We start from the raw sequence: 20,898 nt of genomic DNA, 5'->3' as shown, positions 1-20,898 counted from the left end.
AATCGGTTTCTTAGATCGTCCACCTGCGACCCGGTCGTCCCCGCCCACCGCCGTCGCGCCCCGGTCAGGGGCGGGTGGCCCGGTCAGAGGCGGGTGGCCCGGTGCAGGGCGACCACGCCACCGGTCAGGTTCCGCCAGGCCACCCGCTGCCAACCGGCATCGGCGACCTTCGCGGCCAGCCCGGCCTGGTCCGGCCAGGCCCGGATCGACTCGGCCAGGTAGACGTAGGCGTCCGGGTTGCTGGCCACCGCCCGCGCCACCGCCGGCAGGGAACGCATCAGGTACGACAGGTAGACCGTGCGGAACGCCGCATTGACCGGGGTACTGAACTCGCAGACCACCAGCCGGCCACCGGGCCGGGTCACCCGGGCCAACTCCCGCAGCGCGGCATCCGTGTCGGTAACGTTGCGCAGCGCGAACGAGATGGTCACCGCGTCGAAGCTGGCGTCGGCGAAGGGCAACCGCAGCGCGTCCCCGGCCAACAACGGCAGCGCCGGCCGGGTCCGCCGCCCGGCCGCCAACATCCCGAGCGAAAGATCAACCCCGACCGGGTACGCCCCGGACTGCGCCAACTCCTCCGTGGAGACGCCGGTGCCGGCGCCCACGTCCAGCACCCGCTCACCGGGGCGCAACCCGAGGGCGGCCCGGGTGGCGCGACGCCAGAAGCGGTCCTGCCCGAAGGAGAGCACGGTGTTGGTCAGGTCGTACCGGGCGGCCACCCCGTCGAACATCGCGGCGACCTCGTGCGGCTGCTTGTCCAGGTGGGCACGCTGACCCTGCGGCATACGACTCACCCCTCCACTCTGCCAGCCCACCACCCGCCCCCCACCGCTGGGTCCACGCCCACCGGACCACCGGCCCACGCGACCGTACCGTCCGACCACCGCGCCACCGAACCACCGGCCCGCCGCGCCACTCAGCCGCCAAGCCGGGCGCGGACCAGGCCGGGCCGCCGACATCCGGGCCGCGTCGGCTCGCGCCGGGCGGCGCGCTGGTGAGAGGGGAACCCCGCTATACAGAAAGCGTTAACAGGGGGCCCTTCCTTACGACACAGGGCGGGCGGGATGGTTGCCCATCCCGCCCGCCCTGCCGTGCGTTATGTGAACGGCCCGCGCGGGCCGATGGAGGACGTACCTCAGTTGTTGGTCTTCTCGTCGGCCGGTGCCACCAGGACCACCCGACGGCGGCGGGCGACCAGGAACATCGCCCCGCCGGCGAGCAGTACCGCCGCGCCGATGCCGCCGATCATGCCGGCCTGCGGGCCGGTGACGGGCAGGCCGCCCTGGTCGTCGTCCTTGCCGCCACCGCCGGAGCCACCCTTGGCGGCCACCACGACGGCGTACCCGTCGGAGTTGTCGCTGGCGTCGATGTCGCCGCCGTCGATCCCGGTGACGTTGGCCGGCAGCGACCGGACCTGCAGTGCGCTGCGGGACAGCGCCCTGGTCGGCAGGATCGGGTCGACGGTGACCACGCCGCCGGTGAGCGCGCCGGCCTTGACGTCGGCGTCGACGGAGAGCAGGTGGTAGAAGCTTCCGCCGGAGAAGACCTTGTCGTCCTCGCCGTCGTCTTCCTGGATCGGCACCAGCGGGAGGTTGTCGTAGGTGCAGCTGGCCAGGGTGTTGGCCGGGTTGTACTCGCAGTCCTTCTCGGTGTCGGTGAAGGTGACGCCCTTGGGCAGCTTCACCTCGACCTTCAGGCCGGCCGCCGGGGCGTCGCCCTGGTTGATGGCCATGAAGACCAGCATGGCGGTGTCCCCGGCGTGCAGGTCACCACCGATCTCGATCTGGCCGTTCTTGACCGTGACGGCGTTCTTGACGTCGGGGGCCAGCACGGTCAGGTCGGGGCCGCTCTCGGTGGTGAACTCGACCTGCGCCGACTTGCTGTTGTTCGACTTGTCGGTGTCGTCGGCGGAGATCAGCGTGACCTTGATCGGCGCGCGGTACGCGCCCTTCAGGTCGGCCACCTTGAGCAGGCCGATCGGCACCTCGATGGTCTCGCCGGGGCCGGGCAGGACCTCCTTGTCCACGCCACAGGTCCAGAGGGTCGGCTGCTCGCCCTCCCCCTCGATCTCGCACTCGCCGTCGGTCAGCGGCAGAGCGAAGACCTTGTCGAAGTCGACCTTCGACACGTCCATCCGGATGGCGAGCTCGCTGGGGGTGTTCTTGCCCTTGTTGGTGACCTTGGCGAAGGCGAGCTTGCCCTCGGTGCCGCTGGCCACCCGGGTGCCGACCACGTCGATCGCGAGGTCGGTCTCGGTGCCCGAGGCGTACGCGGGCGCGCCGAGCCCGGTGAACACGCCGGAGGCGAGCAGCGCGGCAGCGCCGAACCGGGCCAACGGACGGTTACGGAAGATCATGGAAAGTGCCCCCCCGTGGGGTAAGAGGAACGTACGAGCGGGCACGCTATCGGGCCACGATCAGCCCCGCCACCCCGTACGTTCGCCCTTCACCACCTGCCCGGCTAAGGGTCACTTAAGGATTGTCCGGATTGATGGCTCTTGTTGCGTCGACCACGTCGATCCGGTCCACCGAACGGCTACCGAGATCGCGGCCTTCGGCAACCAACCACTGCCCGGGAAGATGATCATCCAACCGTTCCGGACAGGCACGGATGGTGATGCACCGATCTCGGTGGGCTCAGTTCACCTCGACCAACGGCAGCGACCTGCCGGCCCCGCCACCGGGCATGGCGATCGAGGAGAAGTGCGACACCACCCGCTCGTCGACCGGGTCCTCCGCCGGGGTGTGGTGCACCGCCAGCCGGTGGTAGAGGGTGTCCCGCTGGGCCGGGATCCGCCCGGCCGACCGGATCATGCCGATCAGCTCGTGCAGGTTGGAGCGGTGCCGGGCGCCGGCCGAGGAGATGACGTTCTCCTCCAGCATGATCGAGCCCAGGTCGTCCACCCCCATGTGCAGGGCGAGCTGCCCGACGTCCTTGCCGGTGGTCAGCCAGGACGCCTGCAGGTGCGGCACGGTCTCGAAGAAGAGCCGGGCCACCGCGACCAGGCGCAGGTACTCCAGGCTGGTCGCCTGGGTACGGCCCTTGAGGTGGTTGTTCTCCGGCTGGTACGTCCACGGGATGAACGCCCGGAAACCGCCCGTACGGTCCTGCACGTCGCGGATCATCCGCAGGTGCTCGATCCGTTCGGCGTTGGTCTCGCCGGTGCCCATCATCATCGTGGCGGTGGACTCCAGGCCCTGGCGGTGGGCCAGCTCCATGACCTCCAGCCAGCGCTCGCCGGACTCCTTGAGCGGGGCGATCGCCTTTCGGGGACGCTCGGGCAGCATCTCCGCACCGGCTCCGGCGATCGAGTCCAGCCCGGCGGCCTTGATCCGGGCGATCGCCTCGTCCAGGCTCACCTGCGAGACCTTGGCCATGTGCAGGATCTCGCTCGGCCCGATGGAGTGGATGGCAAGCTGCGGGTACGCCTGCTTGACCGAGGAGAACAGCTCCTCGTAGTACTCCACGCCGTAGTCCGGGTGGTGCCCGCCCTGGAGCATGACCTGGGTGGCCCCCAGCTCGACCGCCTCACCGCAGCGACGCAGGATCTCCTCGGTCGGGTGGGTCCACCCCTCGGCGTGCTTCGGCGCCCGGTAGAAGGCGCAGAACTTGCAGGCCGTCACGCAGACGTTCGTGTAGTTGATGTTGCGATCGATCAGGTACGTGACGATGTTGTCCGGGTACCGCCGCCGCCGGACCGCGTCGGCGGCCTCGCCCAGGGCGTGGAACGGTGCCTCGGTGTACAGCAGCAGCGCCTCCTCGGGCGTGATCCGCCCGCCGTCCGCGCCGCGCTGCAGGATGTCGTCGATCTCCCGGCTCCTCGTCACACCTGCGAGGGTACGCCGCCGCCGGTTCGGCCCGGCCCACCCTGTGAGCAATCTCGAACCCACTTCCCGGGTACGCCCTCGGCGCTGGCCAGATAGTCAGATCATTTGTATATTCATCCGCGTGACACGTCCGATGCGCGAACCCACGTTCTGGATCCTGACCGCCCTGGTGGACCAACCCCGACACGGATACGGGGTGATGCAGCAGGTCACGAAGCTCTCCGACGGCGAGACGCGGCTGCTTCCCGCGACGCTCTACGCCGCCCTGGACCGGCTCGCCGCCGAAGGGCTGGTCGAGGTCGACCGGGAGGAGGCGGTCGACGGGCGGCTACGCCGCTACTACCGGCTGACCGACGAGGGGAGCACCGCGCTGACCGCCGAGACGCAGCGGCTCAGCCGCAACGTCCAGGCCGCGAGCCGCCTGCTGGACGCCCTGCGCCCACCCGCCGGACCGGCCACGGCGACGTTCGGATGAGCCCGGGCCGACCTGCGCCGTACCGGCGTTTCCGGCTGCTCGCCCGGACCTACCCGGCGGGGCCCCGCCGGGCCGAACTCCTCGACACGATGCTCATGGCCGCCCAGGACGCGGGCCGTCGCGGACCGACCGCCCGGGAGATCGTCGACGTGCTCCGCCACGCACCCCGGGCCCGGCTGGGGCGACCAGGAAACCGGATGGTGGTCGCCGTTGCCGTCGCCGTCGCCGTCCTCTGTGGATTCGTCACCGCGTCGCTGACCGCCCGCCTTTTCGGCGAGACCGACCGGCCACTGCCGACCGCGGCGGAGATGGCCGGCATCGCCGAGCTGGTCACGCCGGGTGCCGTGCTCCCGCCACTGGAACGGCACGACCGGGTCTTCGTCAACGGCAACGGCGAGGCACAGTTCAGTCAGGTCCGGTACCAGGTCGACCATCCCGCCGCGATACCCGACCTGCGCGCGTACGACGCCGAGGTGTCCGAGAAGCTGGCCGCTGCCGGTTGGCGGCTCGGCCCGACCTCCTACTCCGGCGACGTGGATCGGCCGACGCGCGAGACCCTGACCGCCACCAGGGACGGCTGGGTGCTGACCTTCGACAACAACCACCACTCCTCCGAGCCGACCTCGGGCGGCTGGTTCGAGGTCTCCGTACGCCGGATCGAGCCGGCCGGGATGCCGGTCGGCTTCGCGGCCGGCGCACTGCTCGGGATGGTGTCCGGCTGGTTCCTCACCGGCTGGGCGAGCCGCCGATCCGAGCGCCATCCGACGGCGAGCGGCATCCTGGCCCTGCTGGCCCTGCTGGCCACCGGCAACGCCGCATTCTTGATCAGTTACGTCGTGCGGGACTACCTCACCGTCGCCGACCAGGGTTTCTCCGGCAACGAGGGCCCGCTCTGGTCGTGGACCGTCTTCGGTGACGAAGGTCTCCTCATCCTCACCCCGACGATCTTGGCTGTCGTCGTGGCAGCGGTCGTCCTCGCGCTCTGCCGTCGGCCTCGCGACACCACCGGAGGGCAACCTGCCCCCAGGTCCGTCCCGCCCCGCGTCGGCTGGACGGCGGTGTCCGTCGCGTTCGGCCTGGCGGTGATCACTACCTGCACCGGGATGGGATACCTCGGCTGCAACCTGTTCGTCGCCGCCCTGGTCATGGCGATCGTGTTGAAGATGCACCTGGCGAGGAACGGGCCGACCGCCGCACCACCGCTCACCCGCGGCCAGGGCTCCGGCCTCCCGGACGATCAACCAGGCTGATCAGCTAGCCGACCGGTGCCGAGCGACCGCCTCGCGCAGTGCCTCGTCCAGTGGCTGGTGGCGCAGGCCGAAGGTGGTGGTGGCCGCCGTACTGTCCATCACGAAGGGCCGGTTGAACTGGTACGCCGTGGTCTGGAACTCGCGGACCGCCGGGGCGACGAGGCCGGCGGCGCGGAAGACCGGGCCGGGGATGCTGGTGAGCTTCGGCGCGGGCGCTCCGGCCACCTCGGTGAAGCGGGTGGCGAGTTCGCGGATGGTCGCCGGTGCCGCGCTCGGCGTGTGCCAGGCCCGGTTCCACGCCCGCTGGTCGGTGGCGGCGGTGACCAGCATGGCCGCCATGTCGTTGGTCGAGGTCCAGGTGTGCGGCACGTCGAGCGGGGCGGGGACGAAGGCGCGTCGCCCGGCCAGCAGCGGCTTGCCCAGGAAGAAGCTGAAGATCGACTGCGCCTGGAGGTAGTCGCTGCCGCGTACCTCGGTGACGGCCCGGATCCGGCCGGCGCGCTGGGCGGCGAGGGCGTCGCGCCAGATGTCGGCGCGCAGTTTCAGCTTGGGGTGGGTAGCGGCGAGCGGGTTCTGCTCGGTCATCGGGCCGGTGACCTCGCCGTACCCGTAGAGGCAGCCGGCGATCACCAGCGGCGCGCCGGAGCGCTCGGCGGCACTGAGCAGCGCGGCGGCCATCGGCGGCCAGTCGGTGAGCCAGCGGTCGTACGCCGGGTTGAGGCAGTTGTAGATCGCGGCGCTGCCCTCGGCGAGGTCGCCGAGCCGGCCGCCGTCGGTGGCGTCGGCGGCGATCCGCTCGATCAGCTCGTGGGTCGGGCCCCGCCCGGAGCGGCTGACGATCCGGACCTGCTCGCCGCGCTCGGCGAGCTGTCGCGCGGTGGTCGAGCCGACCAGTCCGGCGCCGACGACAAGGTGTAGAGCCATGGGGGTTCCTCCCTCAGAAGCGAGAGCATCGCTCTCTTGTGAGACCAATGCTCACTCATCACCACCGGCCTTGTCAAGAGCAGTGCTCTCGGATGTGTGCAACACTCACCGGCATGCCTGCCGCCAGCATCCGGGCCAAGGCCCGCGCCGAGATGATCAACGAAATCAAGGCGATCGCCCGCCGCCACCTCGCCGCGGAGGGGGCGAACCTGTCGCTACGCGCCGTCGCCCGGGAGATGGGCATGGTCTCCTCGGCGATCTACCGCTACTTCCCCAGCCGCGACGAACTGCTCACCGCCCTGATCGTCGACGCCTACCACGCCGTCGGCGAGGCCGCCGAGACCGGCGACGCCCAGGTCACCGACCGCACCGACCTGCGCGGCCGTTGGCTGGCCACCTGCCATGCGGTACGCCACTGGGCGCTGGCCCACCCCGCCGAGTACGCCCTGCTCTTCGGCAGCCCGGTCCCCGGCTACGCCGCCCCGCCAGACACCGTCGTGGCGGCCGCCCGCACCCCGGTCACCCTGATCCGGATCCTCGTCGACGGCTTCACCGCCGGCACCCTGACCGCCCCCGACCCCGACGAGTTGCCCGGGGCGGTCCGGGCCGACCTCACCCCGGTACGCGACACCCTCGCCAGCCTCGGCGACGAGAGCTTCGCCGACCTCCCCGAGACACTGCTGGCCCGGGGCATGACCGGCTGGATCCACTGCTTCGGCACCATCAGCTTCGAACTCTTCGGCCAGTTCAACAACGTCATCGAGGCCCGCGACCAGCACTTCGACCACCAGATGCGCCAGATGGCCGCCCTACTCGCCCTCCCCTGACACCCCCACCCCCACCACGCCCCCGTCCCGCCCCCGCTCGATCCCGCCCCGCCCCGTCCCGTCTCGGCCCGCTCCGTCCCGTACCGTGCCGCTCCGTCCCGCTCCGTCCCGGCCCGTCCCGCTCCGTCCCGGCCCGGCCCGCTCCGTCCCGGCCCGTCTCGGCCCGTCCCGGCCCCGCCCGGCCCGACCCCGCTCGATCCTGGATCCGGTGGCCTGCGGTGCCTGGGAGGCCACCGGATCCAGGAAACAGCCGCCACCAGGTCGACTCAGCGGAGCGGGTCCCCGTCGGCGTGGGTCGATGGGTCCCGGTCTCGGTTTCTCCTCAGTTTTGCGTGACCCTTCCTGGGAAGGGTCACGCAAATCTCCCCAAAAACCCGCCCCCCGGTTCCAGAGATATTCACCTGGTCGCGTCCACGGCCAATCGGGTGGCCCAAGCGGACCCACTGCCGGATTCTGCCGCGCCAGAAAACCCCCGAAACCCGGCGATTCACCCGCCCCCTCACTGCGAATGCGGGCTCCGAAGTGAATCTTGGACACTTACCGTCCAAATACGACGGTAAGTGTCCAAGATCTACACGCAACCGGGTACGGGGAGGGCCCGGCGCCTTTGGGAGTTGGGGGGTCGGCGGGGCGGGGTGGTTGTCCCGAGCGGAAATTAGCCGCCTTGGAGCGATTGTTCCGATTCTTCACTGCGGGACGTCGGCGACGGGCCGGGTGGTTCGGAAGACGGAGCGCGACTGGGAGGGCCGCGGACTCCAAGACCTTCCACGCAAGTTACGACGCCGGCCAAAGAGACGCTCGACGGGACGCCCGCCACCTGACCGTCGCCACCACCGTACGGAGGGGCCGGGCCCGAGGGACTATCGCCCGCGGCAGAACCCGTCTCCGGCGTTGATCGACTCGGTTGGGCCGAAATGGCGGTATCCGGGGGCGTTCGACCCAGCCAGATCAGCCCAACCGAGTCGATCAAGGCAGCCCCAACGGGCAAAAGGCATCAATCGACCGGGACGATCAGCTGCTGCACCTGGACATCCGCCTGCCCGGGGCGGCACCTGTCACCCGGGCAGTCGCTCCGACAGGCCAGCGACGAAGGCCGACCAGGCCAGCCGGTCGAAGGCCAACACCGGCCCCGACCGATCCTTGGAATCCCGCACCCCCACCACATGTGCCGTCTCGGCAACCTCGACACAGTCGGTGTCGGAGCCACTGCGGGTCGACTTGCGCCAGGAAGCCTCGGACAACCCGGGGATGGTCATTCAGATCACCACGACGAGGGACGCGTCGACAGGCCAGCGACGAAGGCCGACCAGGCCGGCCGGTCGAAGGCCAATACCGGCCCCGACCGATCCTTGGAATCCCGCACCCCCACCACATGTGCCGTCTCGGCAACCTCGACACAGTTGGCGTTGGAACCGCTGCGGGTCGACTTACGCCAGGTAACGCCGGACAGCTCAGGGCTGATCATCCGAGGCTCACTCTCGCTCGTGCTCCGTTGCGTATCGCGCAACGAGTTCCACCGAATCGACGGGGCTGAGCGCCACCTCGCTAAGCCTATCCGCCTCCCGCCGGAAGTGCGCCACCTGCGGGGCCTCCTCCAGGAACAGCCCGGTCAACTTGTGGTCGATGAAGACCACCGACCGGTTGCGCGGAAAGTCGAAGAGCGCGAACGACCCGTCCAGGCCGGTGTGCCCGCCGACCGCCAGCGGAACCACCCGCAGGGTCACCGTCGGCCGTTCGGCGGCCTCGATCAGGTGCCGAAGTTGCCGGGCCATCACCTGGGGACCACCGAGCGCCCGGCGCAACACCATCTCGTCGAGCAACACCCGCAACGCCGCAGCGTTGGGCCGGGTCAGGATCGCCTGCCGACCGAGTCGGGCGGCCACCCGACCCTGCGAATCGTCCGCCGGCACCCCGCACCCGACCATCACCGCCTGGGCGTAGTCCGGCGTCTGCAACAGCCCGGGCACCAGCATCGGCTCCCAGTTGACGATGCTGGTCGCCTCGGATTCCAGGCGGATCAGGGTGCGCGACTCCTCGGAGAGCCCCCCGATCGTTTCCCACCAACCGGTCTCGGCCGACCGCTCGGCCATCCCGAGCAGCCGCTTGCGCTCGTCACCGGTGATGCCGTAGATCACCAGCAGGGAGGCGACGTCGGCGGCCGAGACGCCCTGGATCCCGTTCTCGATCCGGGACAACTTGGACGGCTGCCAGCCGAGCCGGATGGCCACCCGGCGTTGCGGCAGCCCCCGTCCCGTCCGGAGTTCGCGCAGCTCACCCCCGAGCCCTCGACCGACCACCGTGGGCTGACTCGTCTTGGCCATCCCGATCCTCCCGATCTCCAGGACCCGCCGTCACATCGAGAACACGAGTCGTTGCGTTGAGTATTGACTCCGAGTCGGCAACACGCAACCATGGATCGCAATGTTGCTTTCAGTCATTCGAATCAAGGAGGCCACCATGCAGATTCCCCAGCCCGCCTGGTTGCGGCCGTACGATCCGGCGGACTCGCCCGGTCCGATCCCGTCGGTGGTCGAGCGGTTCCGGCGGCGCGGGCGGGACGAGCCGGAGCCGCCGAGCGAGGCCGAGCGGGAGGCTGGCCGGTACACGGTGGTGTTGGTGTCGCCCGAGGGAGCGCAGGCGCTCGGCGACGACCGGGGTGAGGCCGGGTTGCAGCTCTTCTGCGACGAGGACTGGGACGGCTGCCCGGCGCACCTGGACGATGCGGTCAAGCTGATCGAGGAGGCCTGCGGCGAGCCGGTCGTGCTGACCGAGCACCACTCCGACCTGACCTACTGGACCGCCAGCCTCCGGCCCACCGAGCTGGCCGGCCGCTGAGCCGTCCGCGACATCAGCTCGACAGCGCCGGGAGCCCGACGAGGACGGGGCCGCCCGGCCGTCCGGGGGCGGACGGTCGAGCGGCCCCGAGGTTACCGTCGAGGGGTACGCGGATCAGGTGCGGTTGGCGGCCAGCAGGTAGACGTAGTACTCGTACCCGGTGGCGTTGGGGTGGAAGGTCTCGGTCAGGCGGGCCAGGTTGACGCCGTTGATGGCCGGCTTGGCGCTGCACGCCTCGTGGCCGGCGAAGACCGGCCGCATGTCGACGAAGGTCACGCCGGCCCGGCTGGCCGCCGCCCGGGTGCCCTCGGCCACCGCGTCGGCGTTGGCGTTCATGTAGGCGCGCTTGGCGGCGCTGGGGCTGATCGCCCCGCAGGAACCCGTCGGGGCGAGCAGCCTCGGGTAGCCGAGGACGACCACCTTGGCCCCCGGGGCCCGCTTCTTGATGTCGGTGTAGAGGCCGGCCAGCTCGCCGACCATCTGGTTACGGGCGTAGTACGAGGCATACATGGTGGCCGCCTCGCAGTACGACTCACTCTCGGTCAGGCAGGCCGTGGCGACCGGGGAGAACTGGGCGTCGTTGCCCCCGACGGTGATGCTGACCAGGGTGGTCCGGCTGCTCAGCGCGGAGAGCTGCTTGCTCCGCACGTCCGCGATGGTGGCCCCGCTGCAGGTCACGTCCTTCGCCGAGTACGCCGGGTGGAACGACGCCCACACCTTCGGGTAGCTCTTCGGGCTGCGCAGACAGGCACCGCTGGCCGAGTCGTACGGTGCCGCCCCCACCCCGGAGGCGTAGGAGTCACCGAGCGCGACGTACTCCTGGGCGGCCGCCGCTTGGGCGGGGGCGCTGGCCAGGGTCTGCATCGCGACGATCGTCATAGCGGCAGCGAGCACCGCCGACGTCAGTTTACGCATGGCTTCCTTTCGACTGTGAAGCCTGGATCGATCGTCGGCGACATTAGCAGCATAGATTCCATTGTGGAACATAGTGGAACGATATGGACACGCTCCGTGTCGGGCGGTCCGGGCGGTCCGGGCGGTCCGGGCGGTCAGGCGTCGTAGTCGACGGTGAGGGTGTCGGTGGTGGGGGTGGACTGGCAGGTCAGGACGTACCCGGCGGCCACCTCGTCCGGCTCCAGCGCGTAGTTGCGGGCCATCGTCACCGCGCCGTCGACCACCTTCGCCCGGCAGGTCGAGCAGACCCCGCCCTTGCAGGCGTACGGCAACTCGCCACGGACCTTCAGCGCGGCGTCCAGCACCCGCTCACCGGCGCCCATGGTGAACCGGGACGAGCGCCCGTCCAGCACGATCGTCACCTCCGCGCCCCCGGTCGGCTCCTCGCTCGCACGGCGGACCGGCTCGGGCGGGGCGTCGACGTGGAACAGCTCGGTGTGCACCGCCGCGTCGGGCACCCCCCGGGCGGCCAGCACCGCCCGCGCGTCCACGACCAGCCCGTACGGGCCGCAGAGGAACCACTCCTCGATCGCCTCGGCGGGGACCACCGTGTCCAGCAGCCGGGTCAGCCGCTCGGCGTCGATCCGGCCGGAGAGTAGCGGCGACTCGCCCAGCTCCCGGGAGAGCACGTGCACCAGGTGCAGCCGGGTCGGGTAGCGGTCCTTCAGGTCGGCCAGCTCCTCGGCGAACATCACGCTGTTGGCCGTGCGGTTGCCGTACACCAGGGTGAAGGTGCTGGCCGGCTCGACGGCCAGGGCCGTGCCGACCAGGCCGAGCACCGGGGTGATGCCGGAGCCGGCGACCACCGCGCCGTAGCGGCGCACCCGGTCCGGCGTGAACGCCGAGGTGAAGTGGCCCAGCGGGGGCAGCACCTCGACGGTGTCGCCGCTGCGCAGCACCCCGCAGGCGAACGCGGAGAACGCCCCGCCGGGGACCTCCCGCACGCCGATCCGCAGCCGACCGTGCCCGGCCAGCTCCGCCGGGGTCGAACAGATCGAGTACGACCGACGTACGTCCGCACCCGCACCCGCCGCGCCAGCGGTGTCGCCGCCGGCACCAGCCGCACCAACGGCACCGTCGCCGGCACCAGCCGCACCAACGGCACCGCCGTCGGCCCCGACCGCACCGACGGCACCAGCCACTCCAGCTGTGTCGTCGGGGGCAACGGGCCGGCGTACCGTCAGGTGTTGGCCGGCGGAGAACGCGAAGGTCTCCCGTAGCTCCGGCGGCACGGCGAAGGTGACCGACACGGCGTCGGCGGTGAGCCGGTCGACGGCGACCACGGGCAGCGGGTGGAAGACCGGCCGGCGACGGACCGGGCGGTTGATGGTGACAGTCACAGCGCCTTCAGGTGGTCGAAGGGTTCGGCGCAGGATCGGCAGCGCCACAGGGCCTTGCACGCGGTGGAGCCGAAGCGGCTGACCTGCTCGGTCTCCGGCGAGCCGCAGCGCGGGCAGCGTACGGCCAGGGTCAGCGGCACCGGACCCCGAGGGCCGGCCTGGGCCGATGGCCCGGCCTGGGCCGATGAGCCGGCCTGGGCCGATGAGCCGGCCTGGGCCGATGAGCCGGCCTGGGCCGATGAGCCGGCCGGGGCCGGTGGGGCGATGCCGGCGGCGGCGAGTTTCGTCCGGCCGGTCGTCGAGATCCAGTCGGTGCTCCACGGTGGGCTGTAGACGGTGCGCACCTCGGCGTCGGGGCGGCCGACGGCGGCGAGCGCCCGGCGGATGTCGGCCCGGATCACGTCCATCGCCGGGCAGCCGGTGTAGGTGGGGGTGATGGTCACGGTGACCCGGCCGGTGCCCGGCTCCTCGTCGACCGCCCGCAGGATGCCCAGCTCGTCGATGGTGATCGCCCGGATCTCCGGGTCCACCACCGCCGCCACGGCCGCCCGCAGGTCTACCACCGCCGCCTCCGGCTGGGGGCTGCTGCCGCGCGGCTCACCAGCGGGCCCCCGGGTGTGCGCGGTGCAGCACCTGCAACTCGGCCAACAGGTACGACAGGTGTTCGGTGTGCAGTCCGTCGCGGCCACCGCCGGGTGCCCAGCCGTCCGCCGGTCGGGTGAGCGTGGCCTCGGCGAGCACCGGCTCGACGGTGCTCAGCCACTGGTCACGCAGGGTCGCCGGGGCGGCCCCCACCCCCTGCGCGTCCAGCCTGGCGGTCAGCTCGTCGGCGGCGAACAGCTCGTGCGTGTACGGCCAGATCTCGTCCACCGCCGCCTGCATCCGCCGGTGCGACTCCTCGGTGCCGTCGCCGAGCCGCTTCACCCAGAGCGACGAGTGGTCGAGGTGGTAGGCCGACTCCTTGCGGGCCTTGGCCGCGATCGCGGCGATCCGCTCGTCGGTCGAGGCGACCAGCCAGTCGTAGTGCAGCCGCTGGTGGGCGGCGAGGAAGAACAGCTTCGCCATGGTGACCGCGAAGTCACCGTTGGGCAGCTCCACCAGCAGGCAGTTGCGGAACTCCCGGTCGGAGCGCAGGTACGCCAGCGCGTCCTCGTCCCGGCCGGCGCCCTCCAGCTCACCGGCGTAGCTCAGCAGCAACCGGGCCGCGCCGAGCTGGTCGAGGGCGATGTTGGCAAGCGCGACGTCCTCCTCCATCTCCGGCGCGCGGGTGGTCCACTCGGCCAGCCGCTGCGCGGCGACGAGGGCGTCGTCGCCGAGCCGGAGGGTGAACTCGAACAGGTCGCCGCTCACAGGTGGGCCACCCCGTCCGGTACCTCGTAGAAGGTGGGGTGCCGGTAGACCTTGTCGGCGGCCGGGTCGAAGAAGGCGTCCTTCTCGTCGGGGCTGGAGGCGGTGATCGCGCCGGCCGGCACCACCCAGATCGACACCCCCTCCTGACGGCGGGTGTAGAGGTCGCGGGCGTTGCGCAGGGCCAGCTCGGCGTCGGGGGCGTGCAGGCTGCCCACGTGGGTGTGCGACAACCCGCGCCGGGCCCGCACGAAGACCTCCCAGAGCGGCGAGGACTCGGTCATGCGGCCACCTTCTCCTTCTGGTCGGCCCGCTTGGCCGCGTACGCCGTGGCGGCGTCGCGGACCCAGGCACCGTCGGCGTGGGCGCGGCGACGGTGCGCGATCCGCTCCCGGTTGCAGGGGCCGTTGCCCTTGATCACCCGCAGCAGCTCGTCGTAGTCGGGCTGGGTGAAGTCGTACGCCTGCCGCTCGTCGTTCCAGCGCAGGTCGGGGTCGGGGATGCGGACGCCGAGGATCTCGGCCTGCTGCACGCACATGTCCACGAAGCGCTGCCGCAGCTCGTCGTTGGAGAACCGCTTGATCTTCCAGGCCATGGACTGCTCGGAGTGGGTGGAGTCGCCGTCGGGCGGGCCGAACATCGCCAGCGACGGGTACCACCAGCGGTCGATCGCGTCCTGGGCCATCGCCCGCTGCGCCTCGGTGCCGTGGCTGAGGGTGTGCAGGATCTCGTAGCCCTGGCGCTGGTGGAACGACTCCTCCTTGCAGACCCGGATCATCGCCCGCGCGTACGGCCCGTAGGAGCAGCGGCAGAGCGGGACCTGGTTGACGATCGCCGCCCCGTCCACCAGCCAGCCGATCGCACCGACGTCGGCCCAGGTCAGGGTGGGGTAGTTGAAGATCGAGCTGTACTTCTGCCGGCCGGCGAGAAGCAGCTCGACCAGCTCGTCCCGGCTGATGCCGAGGGTCTCCGCCGCCGCGTACAGGTAGAGCCCGTGGCCGGCCTCGTCCTGGACCTTGGCCAGCAGGATCGCCTTGCGCTTGAGCGAGGGGGCGCGGCTGATCCAGTTCCCCTCGGGCTGCATGCCGATGATCTCGGAGTGGGCGTGCTGGGCGATCTGGCGGATCAGCGTCCGCCGGTACGCCTCCGGCATCCAGTCCCGTGGCTCGATCTTCTGGTCCGCCGCGATCACGTCGGTGAAGTAGGCCGCGAGGTCCACGCCGGGCTCGGCTGCGGGGCTGCTCCGCTGGCGGGCGGCGGCCTCGCGCAGCGCCGTCTCGGCCGCCTCGACCTCGCCGAGCAGGCCGCCGCCGGGCGCTTCCTCAGGACCGGAGAAGTCGTTGCCATACATACCGACAAGTGTTACAGCTCAGCACGAGAAGCACCAGAGGGTGTAACAGACTTCGGAATGCTCCTTCCGTTACGCCGCGCCCGATTCGCCCGGTGAGGCTCGCTCGGAATAGCTATGAATTAGGTCACGAAAGCAAGATGAATCCTCTCAACAGCCGCATAGTGGTCCGATTCCTCGGCTTGTCGGCGCATCGAGCGGTGTCGGGTCGTGCCGTCCGGGCCGCCCGGACGTAAACTTTGCCGGTCACCCCGGGCGGCCATCGAAGGCCGCCGACGACCAGGCCCTCCCCCGGCCTCGGCGGCTCGCCCGCCACTCGGCAACCAGGCCGGCCCCCCGGCCCCTGACATCTGGAGCTCACCCACTCATGCGACCTCGCGTGATCATGGTGCTCGCCGTCGCGGCGATCCTGCTCGGCGGCGTCATGCTGGTGCCGACCGCGTACGCGAAACTGGCCGGTGACGACGACACCGAAGGCAGCGGTGGTGGCACGCAGAGCGTGGCCACCCCCGAGCCCACCGCACCGCCGCCACCGACCCTGGCGGCCGGCCCGGTCACCGTGAGCTTCAAGGGCGACTTCTTCTCCTGGGCCCTGCTCGACCGGGAGACCGGAGAGATCGCCGGCGCGAAGAACAAGGCCTCGACCAGCTCCACCGAGTCGATGATCAAGGCGTGGTTCGCCGCCGCCTACCTCAAAGACCTCGGTGACAAGCCGGTCCCGGCCAACTTCCGCCGGCACATCGTCGAGGCGATCCGGGACAGCAACGACGACGCGGCCAACACGCTCTACAACGAGGTCGGCGGAGCGGGCACCATCCGACGGATGGTCCAGACCTGCAAGCTCACCGACACCAAGCCGGGCAAGGTGCCCGGGTACGTCGGCTGGTGGAGCTTCACCGAGATGTCGGCGCGGGACGCGGTCCGCCTCGGCGACTGCCTCGCCGACGGCACGGCCGCCGGGCCGAAGCACACCGAGTTCCTGCTGGCGGAGATGGCGAAGGTGCGCGGCAGCACCGCCGCGAAGGACCAGAAGGCGCGCGAGGGCGGCGGACGGTGGGGCATCATCGACGGGCTACCCGATTCGATCCTCGACCAGGGCCCGGTCAGCATGAAGAACGGTTGGACGCCATTGAACTATGACGGCAACTGGCACGTGAACTGTCTTGCCGTCACCGAGAAGTGGAGTCTTGCCGTGTTGCTGCGCTACCCGCAGAAACGAGGGCTCAACTACGGAGCCCAGACCTGCGCCACCGTCGCCAGTCAGCTGGTCACCCCGCAACCAGGCGCTGCCCTCAAGGTCCCGCAGCACCAGGTCGGCAAGCTCTGATGGCCAGCAGGAGACGGGCCCGACGCCGCACCGGTGGGGACAACTCCGCACTGCGGCTGATCGCCATCGCCGCCGTACTTGTCGGGTTGGTCCTGGTCTCGCTCCGGCTGCTGCCCGGCTCGCCGCTGGAGTCGACCGCCGCCGCCCGTTGGGGGGACGCCCCCGGGCAGGCAACCCGCGACGGCAACCCCACCGACCGCAGCTCCCGGCCCACCGCCAAGCCCAGTCCGCCGGCGCCACCACCGCTGCCCTTCGACCTCACCAGCACCGAGGTGGACCTGGACATCGACGGCTGGTACAGCTGGAGCGTCATGGACACCCGGACCGGCAAGATCACCGGCTCGGATAACATGTCCGAGACCAGCACCACCGCGTCGCTGATCAAGGCCTGGATCGTGGCCGACTACCTCCGCCAGGCCGACGAGGACGACCGCACCCCGAGCGACGGCAAGCTGGCCGACGCCACGCTGATCATCCGGGACAGCGACAACACCCGGGCCGAGCAGTTCTACACCGAGGTCGGCCGGTCCGCCTCGATCAAGCGGATGGTCTCCCGCTGCGAGATGACCGACAGCAGCCCGGCCGCCGACCGGGGCTGGAGCCGGACCAACCTCTCCCCCCGCGACACCACCCGGCTCGGCGCCTGCATCGCCGACGGGCGCGCCGCCGGCCCGAAGTGGACCGACTGGCTGCTCAAGGAGATGCGCCAGGTCCGGGGCGCCGGCGACTTCGGCATCCGCAAGGCCTTCCCGGCCGCCGAACGCAAGCAGATCGCCATCAAGAACGGCTGGGTCGACCGCACCCGGGAGCAGGAGATCCACGTCAACTGCCTGGCCATCGCCGACGACTGGACCATGGGCGTGATGGTCCGCTACCCCATCGGCAAGGGCTACGAGTACGGCATGGACAACTGCGAAAAGATCACCAAAGCCCTCCTCCGCGTGTAAGGAAGGGCCCCCTGTTAACGCTTTCGGTAGAGCGGGGCACCCCTCTCACACCCCGGATCCGCAGTAAGCAGCAGCCGGGCGGGTGAGCAGAGCAGGCAAGGCAGCGGGTGCGACTGCGTCAGCCGGTGAAGAAGGCCGGGCCGTCCGGCGGCAGCGCCGGAGCCTCACCCAACGCCGCGGCCCGGCGCGCGAACTCCCGCAACCCGGCCACCTGACGCTCGCCGAGCGAGAAGTCCAACACCCGGAAGTACGACGCCAGGGTCTCCGCGTCGAACGATTCCCAGCGGGCCGCGCCCTCGGCGACCTGGTCCAGCTCGGCCAGGCAGAGGTCGCGCGAGCGCAGGAACGCCTCGTGCACCTCCTTGACCAGGCCGGGATGGGCGGCGGCGAAGTCCCGGCGTACCGCCCAGACGGCGAAGACCATCGGCAGCCCGGTCCACTCCCGCCAGGCCTGCCCCAGGTCGGTGACCTCCAACCCCCGGCGGGGTGCCTCGTAGTGCGCCCGCAGCGCCACGTCGCCGATCAGCACCCCGGCGTCGGCCTCCAGCAGCATCTGGGTCAGGTCGGGCGGGCAGCGGAAGTACTCCGGGCGTACGCCGTACCGCTCACCGAGCAGCAGTTGGGCCAGCAGCACCCCGGTCCGTGAGGTGGAGCCGAGGGCGACCTTGCCGCCGTCCAGCTCGGCCAGCGGCCGGGTGGAGACGATGTTGACCGAGAGCACCGGCCCGTCGCTGCCCACCGCGAGGTCCGGCAGGAGCAGCAGCTCGTCGGCGTGCCGCAGGTACTCGACGTGCGAGATCGGCCCGATGTCCAGGTCACCGGCGACCAGCGCGGCGCTGAGGCGGTCGGGCGAGTCCTTGTGCAGGTCGACGTCGATCAACGCGCCGGAGCGCATCAGCCCCCAGTAGATCGGCAGGCAGTTCAGGAACTGGATGTGTCCGACCCGGGGGCGGGCGATGCGCTCAGCCATCCCCCGACGGTAGCCCCGCCGGTGTCATACGCCCCCGCCGGTGGCCCCCGGAGTGGCCAACCCCGCATCCCGCGACGGCCAGTGAACTAACAAGCAACGACGAGAACCCCAGGCGGGTAACGCTTCGCCGCCTGACCGGGCTCAACGGGGCGGTAATGCGGTGGCGGGGTGACCCGGGCCGGCTTAGCATGGTTGCTCGCTTGACGGCCGAGGTGACACGCACCGAAGCGGACGTCCCCGCGCCGGACGCCGGCCATCCGCCTCCGGAGACGCGAGCAAACAGGACGATACGCCCGGAGTGCACCGTGCCCGCAGCAGACGTCGCCGCCACCGGCCCCGCCGATCACCTCGCCACCGGACGAGACCACCCGGCCGCCGGACGAGACCAGCCGGCCGCCGGACAACGGCACCTGGCCGCCGAGCAGGCCCATCTGGCCCGCTCCCGGGCCGCCCTGCGGCGGATGCGGGAACGCGCCGAGGCGCTGTACGCCACCGGTGACCGGGTCGCCGGGGACGCGTACACCGCAGAGCAGCTCGGGCGGCATCTCTCCCGGCGGGTGACCGAGCTGGCCGACCGGCCGGACGCGCCGCTTTTCTTCGGCCGCCTCACCCTCGACCCGGCAGAGCCCGGCGGGCCGGCAGAGCCCGGCGGGCCGGCAGAGCCCGGCGGGCCGGCAGAGCCCGGCGGGCCGGCAGAACACGGCGGGCAGGTGTACCACGTCGGTCGGCGGCACGTCGCCGACGAGCGGGGTGAGCCGCTGGTGCTGGACTGGCGGGCGCCGCTGTCCCGGTTGTTCTACCGGGCAAGTGTCCGCGACCGGCAGGGGGTCGTGGTCCGGCGGCGGTTCGGGTTCAACGGTGGCGAGCTGACCAGCTTCGAGGACGAGCACCTGGCCCTGGGTGAGGAGTTGGGTACGGCCAGCCGGATCCTGACCGCCGAGATCGAGCGCCCCCGGGTGGGTCCGATGCGGGACATCGTGGCCACCATCCAGCCCGAGCAGGACGAGCTGGTCCGGGCCGACCTGGCGGTGTCGATCTGTGTGCAGGGCGCGCCGGGCACCGGCAAGACGGCGGTCGGGCTGCACCGGGCCGCGTACCTGCTCTATCTGCACCGGGAGCGGCTGCGTCGCACGGGGGTGCTGGTGGTCGGGCCGAACCGGGCCTTCCTGGCCTACATCGCGGCGGTGCTGCCCGCCCTCGGTGAGGTCGAGGTCGCGCAGGCCACCGTCGAGGGGCTGCTGACCCGGGTTCCGGTCCGTGCCGTGGACGCCCCGGCGGTCGCCGCGCTCAAACATGACGTACGGCTGGCCGAGGTGCTGCGGCGGGCGGTCGACGGGCACATCGCCGAGCCCACCGAACCGGTGATGGTCTCCGACGGTTCGTTCCGGTGGCGGATCGGTCTGGACCCGCTGCACCGGATCGTCGAGGAGACCCGCCGCGAGGGGCTGCCGTACGCCACCGGCCGGGAGCGGGTCCGGGCCCGGGTGGTCGGGCTGTTGCAACGGCAGGCGGAGGCCCGGCGGGCCGAGTCGCCCGGGGACGCCTGGCTGCGCCGGATGGGGCGGGCCACGCCGGTCACCGCCTTCCTGGACGCGGTCTGGCCGGCGCTGACCGCCGAGGGGCTGTGGCACCTGCTGCGTACCGACCCGGCCGTGCTGGCCAGCGCCGCCGACGGGCTGCTCAGCCCGGACGAGCAGGAGCTGCTGCGGTCCGGGCGGGTCGGCCGGACGCCGAAGGCGACCCGGTGGAGCGCGGCGGACGCGGTACTGATCGACGAGGTCGCCGGGTTGTTGGAGCGGCCGGCCGGGTTCGGGCACGTGGTGGTCGACGAGGCGCAGGATCTCTCCCCGATGCAGTGTCGGGCCATCGCCCGCCGCAGCGAGCACGGGTCGGTCACCCTCCTCGGTGACCTGGCCCAGGGCACCGCGCCGTGGGCCGCCGCCGACTGGCGGGAGTCCCTGGCCCACCTGGGCAAGCCGGACGCGGCCGTGGTGCCGCTGACCGTCGGGTTCCGGGTACCCGCCGTGGTGGTGGAGTTCGCCAACCGGCTGCTGCCAGCGCTCGCCGTCGACGTACCCCCGGCCGAGTCGTTGCGCCGCGACGGCGCGCTCGATGTGCGTACCGTGACCGATCTTCCGGGGGCGACGGTGGCCGAGGTGCGCGCGGCGCTCGGGCACGACGGCTCGGTGGGGGTGATCGCCGCCGACGACGCGGTGGCCGGGCTCCGCGCGGCGCTGACCGACGCCGGGGTCGCGACCTCGACCGCCGACGACGTCGAGGCCGCCGAGCGGGTCACCGTGGTCGCCGCGACGGACGTCAAGGGCCTGGAGTACGACCACGTGGTGGTCGTCGAGCCGGCCGCGATCGTGGCCGCCGAGCCGCGTGGCCTGCACCGGCTCTACGTGGTGCTGACCCGGGCGGTGTCCCGGCTGACCGTGCTGCACACCGCGCCCCTGCCCACCCCACTCGCCGGGGGCTGAACACCGAACCGCTCGCCCCGACCCGACCCCCGCGCCCGGCACCCAGG

20 protein-coding genes and 2 pseudogenes are annotated in these 20,898 nt (G+C 71.4%); 7 read left to right on the top strand and 15 right to left on the bottom strand.

The features are described from left to right. Positions 1-83 precede the first annotated feature (83 nt). The 3 genes from GA0070617_RS02470 to mqnC form a co-directional block, all read right to left on the bottom strand. Positions 84-785: a demethylmenaquinone methyltransferase gene (locus GA0070617_RS02470; RefSeq protein ID WP_091433422.1), complete on the bottom strand. Its 702-nt coding sequence runs from the start codon at positions 783-785 to the stop codon at positions 84-86. A gap of 350 nt (positions 786-1,135) precedes the next feature. Beyond that, entirely contained in the window at positions 1,136-2,356 is a 1,221-nt protein-coding gene (locus GA0070617_RS02465) for an LPXTG cell wall anchor domain-containing protein (protein ID WP_091433420.1), read from the bottom strand. A gap of 280 nt (positions 2,357-2,636) precedes the next feature. After that, positions 2,637-3,827, bottom strand: coding sequence for a cyclic dehypoxanthinyl futalosine synthase (gene mqnC / locus GA0070617_RS02460; RefSeq protein WP_091433418.1), 1,191 nt, complete (start codon positions 3,825-3,827; stop codon positions 2,637-2,639). Between the two features lie 133 nt (positions 3,828-3,960). Between mqnC and GA0070617_RS02455 the strand changes: the two genes are divergently transcribed. After that, the gene (locus GA0070617_RS02455) at positions 3,961-4,302 is read left to right on the top strand and encodes a PadR family transcriptional regulator (protein WP_091433415.1); all 342 of its coding nucleotides are present in this window, start codon (positions 3,961-3,963) and stop codon (positions 4,300-4,302) included. Then, a complete protein-coding gene (locus tag GA0070617_RS02450) occupies positions 4,299-5,552 on the top strand; it encodes a hypothetical protein (protein WP_091433413.1) in 1,254 nt (417 codons plus the stop codon). Before GA0070617_RS02455 ends, GA0070617_RS02450 begins: the two co-directional genes overlap by 4 nt. On the opposite strand, the gene GA0070617_RS02445 is transcribed toward GA0070617_RS02450, so the two are convergent. After that, positions 5,553-6,476 carry an NAD-dependent epimerase/dehydratase family protein gene (locus GA0070617_RS02445; RefSeq protein WP_091433409.1) on the bottom strand — a complete coding sequence of 308 codons (924 nt, stop codon included), beginning with the start codon at positions 6,474-6,476 and terminating at the stop codon, positions 5,553-5,555. Positions 6,477-6,589: 113 nt separating this feature from the next. Here GA0070617_RS02445 and GA0070617_RS02440 point away from each other — a divergent pair, with 113 nt between their 5' ends. Beyond that, a complete protein-coding gene (locus GA0070617_RS02440; protein WP_091433406.1) occupies positions 6,590-7,303 on the top strand; it encodes a TetR/AcrR family transcriptional regulator in 714 nt (237 codons plus the stop codon). Positions 7,304-8,358: 1,055 nt separating this feature from the next. On the opposite strand, the gene GA0070617_RS02435 is transcribed toward GA0070617_RS02440, so the two are convergent. Genes GA0070617_RS02435 through GA0070617_RS02425 form a run of 3 tightly spaced genes read right to left on the bottom strand, consistent with a single transcriptional unit; the run spans position 8,359 to position 9,624 of the window. Further along, positions 8,359-8,559 (bottom strand): DUF397 domain-containing protein, encoded by a 201-nt coding sequence (locus GA0070617_RS02435; protein ID WP_091433403.1) that lies wholly within the window; start codon positions 8,557-8,559, stop codon positions 8,359-8,361. Positions 8,560-8,564: 5 nt separating this feature from the next. After that, positions 8,565-8,768, bottom strand: coding sequence for a DUF397 domain-containing protein (locus GA0070617_RS02430; protein WP_091433400.1), 204 nt, complete (start codon positions 8,766-8,768; stop codon positions 8,565-8,567). A 7-nt stretch (positions 8,769-8,775) separates the two neighbouring features. Further along, positions 8,776-9,624, bottom strand: a complete 849-nt coding sequence (locus GA0070617_RS02425; RefSeq protein ID WP_091433397.1) for a helix-turn-helix domain-containing protein — start codon at positions 9,622-9,624, stop codon at positions 8,776-8,778. A gap of 136 nt (positions 9,625-9,760) precedes the next feature. Here GA0070617_RS02425 and GA0070617_RS02420 point away from each other — a divergent pair, with 136 nt between their 5' ends. After that, positions 9,761-10,138, top strand: a complete 378-nt coding sequence (locus tag GA0070617_RS02420; protein ID WP_091433392.1) for a hypothetical protein — start codon at positions 9,761-9,763, stop codon at positions 10,136-10,138. A gap of 114 nt (positions 10,139-10,252) precedes the next feature. On the opposite strand, the gene GA0070617_RS02415 is transcribed toward GA0070617_RS02420, so the two are convergent. The 7 genes and pseudogenes from GA0070617_RS02415 to paaA all read right to left on the bottom strand — a co-directional run bounded on the left by GA0070617_RS02415 (position 10,253) and on the right by paaA (position 15,130). Continuing rightward, positions 10,253-11,053: an SGNH/GDSL hydrolase family protein gene (locus GA0070617_RS02415; protein WP_091433389.1), complete on the bottom strand. Its 801-nt coding sequence runs from the start codon at positions 11,051-11,053 to the stop codon at positions 10,253-10,255. Positions 11,054-11,187: 134 nt separating this feature from the next. Beyond that, positions 11,188-12,114: pseudogene (locus GA0070617_RS30975) on the bottom strand (2Fe-2S iron-sulfur cluster-binding protein); the annotation flags it as partial. Positions 12,115-12,261: 147 nt separating this feature from the next. Then, a pseudogene (locus GA0070617_RS32295) lies at positions 12,262-12,432 on the bottom strand (phenylacetic acid degradation protein); the annotation flags it as partial. Continuing rightward, entirely contained in the window at positions 12,429-12,995 is a 567-nt protein-coding gene (gene paaD, locus GA0070617_RS02405; RefSeq protein WP_091433386.1) for a 1,2-phenylacetyl-CoA epoxidase subunit PaaD, read from the bottom strand. The gene paaD and the pseudogene GA0070617_RS32295, both read right to left, overlap by 4 nt. Positions 12,996-13,029: 34 nt before the next feature. Beyond that, complete coding sequence (gene paaC, locus GA0070617_RS02400; RefSeq protein ID WP_091433382.1) at positions 13,030-13,782, bottom strand: 1,2-phenylacetyl-CoA epoxidase subunit PaaC; 753 nt, start codon at positions 13,780-13,782, stop codon at positions 13,030-13,032. Beyond that, entirely contained in the window at positions 13,779-14,063 is a 285-nt protein-coding gene (paaB, locus tag GA0070617_RS02395) for a 1,2-phenylacetyl-CoA epoxidase subunit PaaB (RefSeq protein WP_091433379.1), read from the bottom strand. The genes paaC and paaB overlap by 4 nt, the downstream gene beginning before the upstream one ends. Next, on the bottom strand, positions 14,060-15,130 hold the full coding sequence (gene paaA, locus GA0070617_RS02390; protein WP_091433376.1) for a 1,2-phenylacetyl-CoA epoxidase subunit PaaA: 1,071 nt from the start codon (positions 15,128-15,130) through the stop codon (positions 14,060-14,062). Before paaA ends, paaB begins: the two co-directional genes overlap by 4 nt. Before the next feature lie 364 nt (positions 15,131-15,494). On the opposite strand from paaA, the gene GA0070617_RS02385 reads away from it, so the two are divergent. Continuing rightward, positions 15,495-16,454: a hypothetical protein gene (locus GA0070617_RS02385; RefSeq protein ID WP_091433372.1), complete on the top strand. Its 960-nt coding sequence runs from the start codon at positions 15,495-15,497 to the stop codon at positions 16,452-16,454. After that, entirely contained in the window at positions 16,454-17,401 is a 948-nt protein-coding gene (locus GA0070617_RS02380) for a serine hydrolase (RefSeq protein WP_091433369.1), read from the top strand. The genes GA0070617_RS02385 and GA0070617_RS02380 overlap by 1 nt, the downstream gene beginning before the upstream one ends. Positions 17,402-17,519: 118 nt before the next feature. Here the strand turns inward: GA0070617_RS02380 and GA0070617_RS02375 are convergent, their stop codons facing one another. After that, complete coding sequence (locus GA0070617_RS02375) at positions 17,520-18,371, bottom strand: menaquinone biosynthetic enzyme MqnA/MqnD family protein (protein WP_091433366.1); 852 nt, start codon at positions 18,369-18,371, stop codon at positions 17,520-17,522. A gap of 410 nt (positions 18,372-18,781) precedes the next feature. On the opposite strand from GA0070617_RS02375, the gene GA0070617_RS02370 reads away from it, so the two are divergent. After that, a complete protein-coding gene (locus tag GA0070617_RS02370) occupies positions 18,782-20,851 on the top strand; it encodes a HelD family protein (RefSeq protein ID WP_091445777.1) in 2,070 nt (689 codons plus the stop codon). Positions 20,852-20,898 lie beyond the last annotated feature (47 nt).

This window comes from Micromonospora yangpuensis (genome assembly GCF_900091615.1).
In the GTDB taxonomy this organism is placed as follows: domain Bacteria; phylum Actinomycetota; class Actinomycetes; order Mycobacteriales; family Micromonosporaceae; genus Micromonospora; species Micromonospora yangpuensis.
The sequence above is the reverse complement of the archived record's forward strand: the minus strand, read 5'-3'. Positions and strand labels throughout refer to the sequence as shown.

What these genes read in the sequence shown, in the direction of transcription:
- GA0070617_RS02470 (WP_091433422.1), bottom strand. Translation starts at nt 785, where the DNA reads ATGCCGCAGGGTCAGCGTGCCCACCTGGACAAGCAGCCGCACGAGGTC.
- GA0070617_RS02465 (WP_091433420.1), bottom strand. Translation starts at nt 2,356, where the DNA reads ATGATCTTCCGTAACCGTCCGTTGGCCCGGTTCGGCGCTGCCGCGCTG.
- GA0070617_RS02455 (WP_091433415.1), top strand. Translation starts at nt 3,961, where the DNA reads ATGCGCGAACCCACGTTCTGGATCCTGACCGCCCTGGTGGACCAACCC.
- GA0070617_RS02450 (WP_091433413.1), top strand. Translation starts at nt 4,299, where the DNA reads ATGAGCCCGGGCCGACCTGCGCCGTACCGGCGTTTCCGGCTGCTCGCC.
- GA0070617_RS02445 (WP_091433409.1), bottom strand. Translation starts at nt 6,476, where the DNA reads ATGGCTCTACACCTTGTCGTCGGCGCCGGACTGGTCGGCTCGACCACC.
- GA0070617_RS02440 (WP_091433406.1), top strand. Translation starts at nt 6,590, where the DNA reads ATGCCTGCCGCCAGCATCCGGGCCAAGGCCCGCGCCGAGATGATCAAC.
- GA0070617_RS02435 (WP_091433403.1), bottom strand. Translation starts at nt 8,559, where the DNA reads ATGACCATCCCCGGGTTGTCCGAGGCTTCCTGGCGCAAGTCGACCCGC.
- GA0070617_RS02430 (WP_091433400.1), bottom strand. Translation starts at nt 8,768, where the DNA reads ATGATCAGCCCTGAGCTGTCCGGCGTTACCTGGCGTAAGTCGACCCGC.
- GA0070617_RS02425 (WP_091433397.1), bottom strand. Translation starts at nt 9,624, where the DNA reads ATGGCCAAGACGAGTCAGCCCACGGTGGTCGGTCGAGGGCTCGGGGGT.
- GA0070617_RS02420 (WP_091433392.1), top strand. Translation starts at nt 9,761, where the DNA reads ATGCAGATTCCCCAGCCCGCCTGGTTGCGGCCGTACGATCCGGCGGAC.
- GA0070617_RS02415 (WP_091433389.1), bottom strand. Translation starts at nt 11,053, where the DNA reads ATGCGTAAACTGACGTCGGCGGTGCTCGCTGCCGCTATGACGATCGTC.
- paaB (WP_091433379.1), bottom strand. Translation starts at nt 14,063, where the DNA reads ATGACCGAGTCCTCGCCGCTCTGGGAGGTCTTCGTGCGGGCCCGGCGC.
- paaA (WP_091433376.1), bottom strand. Translation starts at nt 15,130, where the DNA reads ATGTATGGCAACGACTTCTCCGGTCCTGAGGAAGCGCCCGGCGGCGGC.
- GA0070617_RS02385 (WP_091433372.1), top strand. Translation starts at nt 15,495, where the DNA reads ATGCGACCTCGCGTGATCATGGTGCTCGCCGTCGCGGCGATCCTGCTC.
- GA0070617_RS02380 (WP_091433369.1), top strand. Translation starts at nt 16,454, where the DNA reads ATGGCCAGCAGGAGACGGGCCCGACGCCGCACCGGTGGGGACAACTCC.
- GA0070617_RS02375 (WP_091433366.1), bottom strand. Translation starts at nt 18,371, where the DNA reads ATGGCTGAGCGCATCGCCCGCCCCCGGGTCGGACACATCCAGTTCCTG.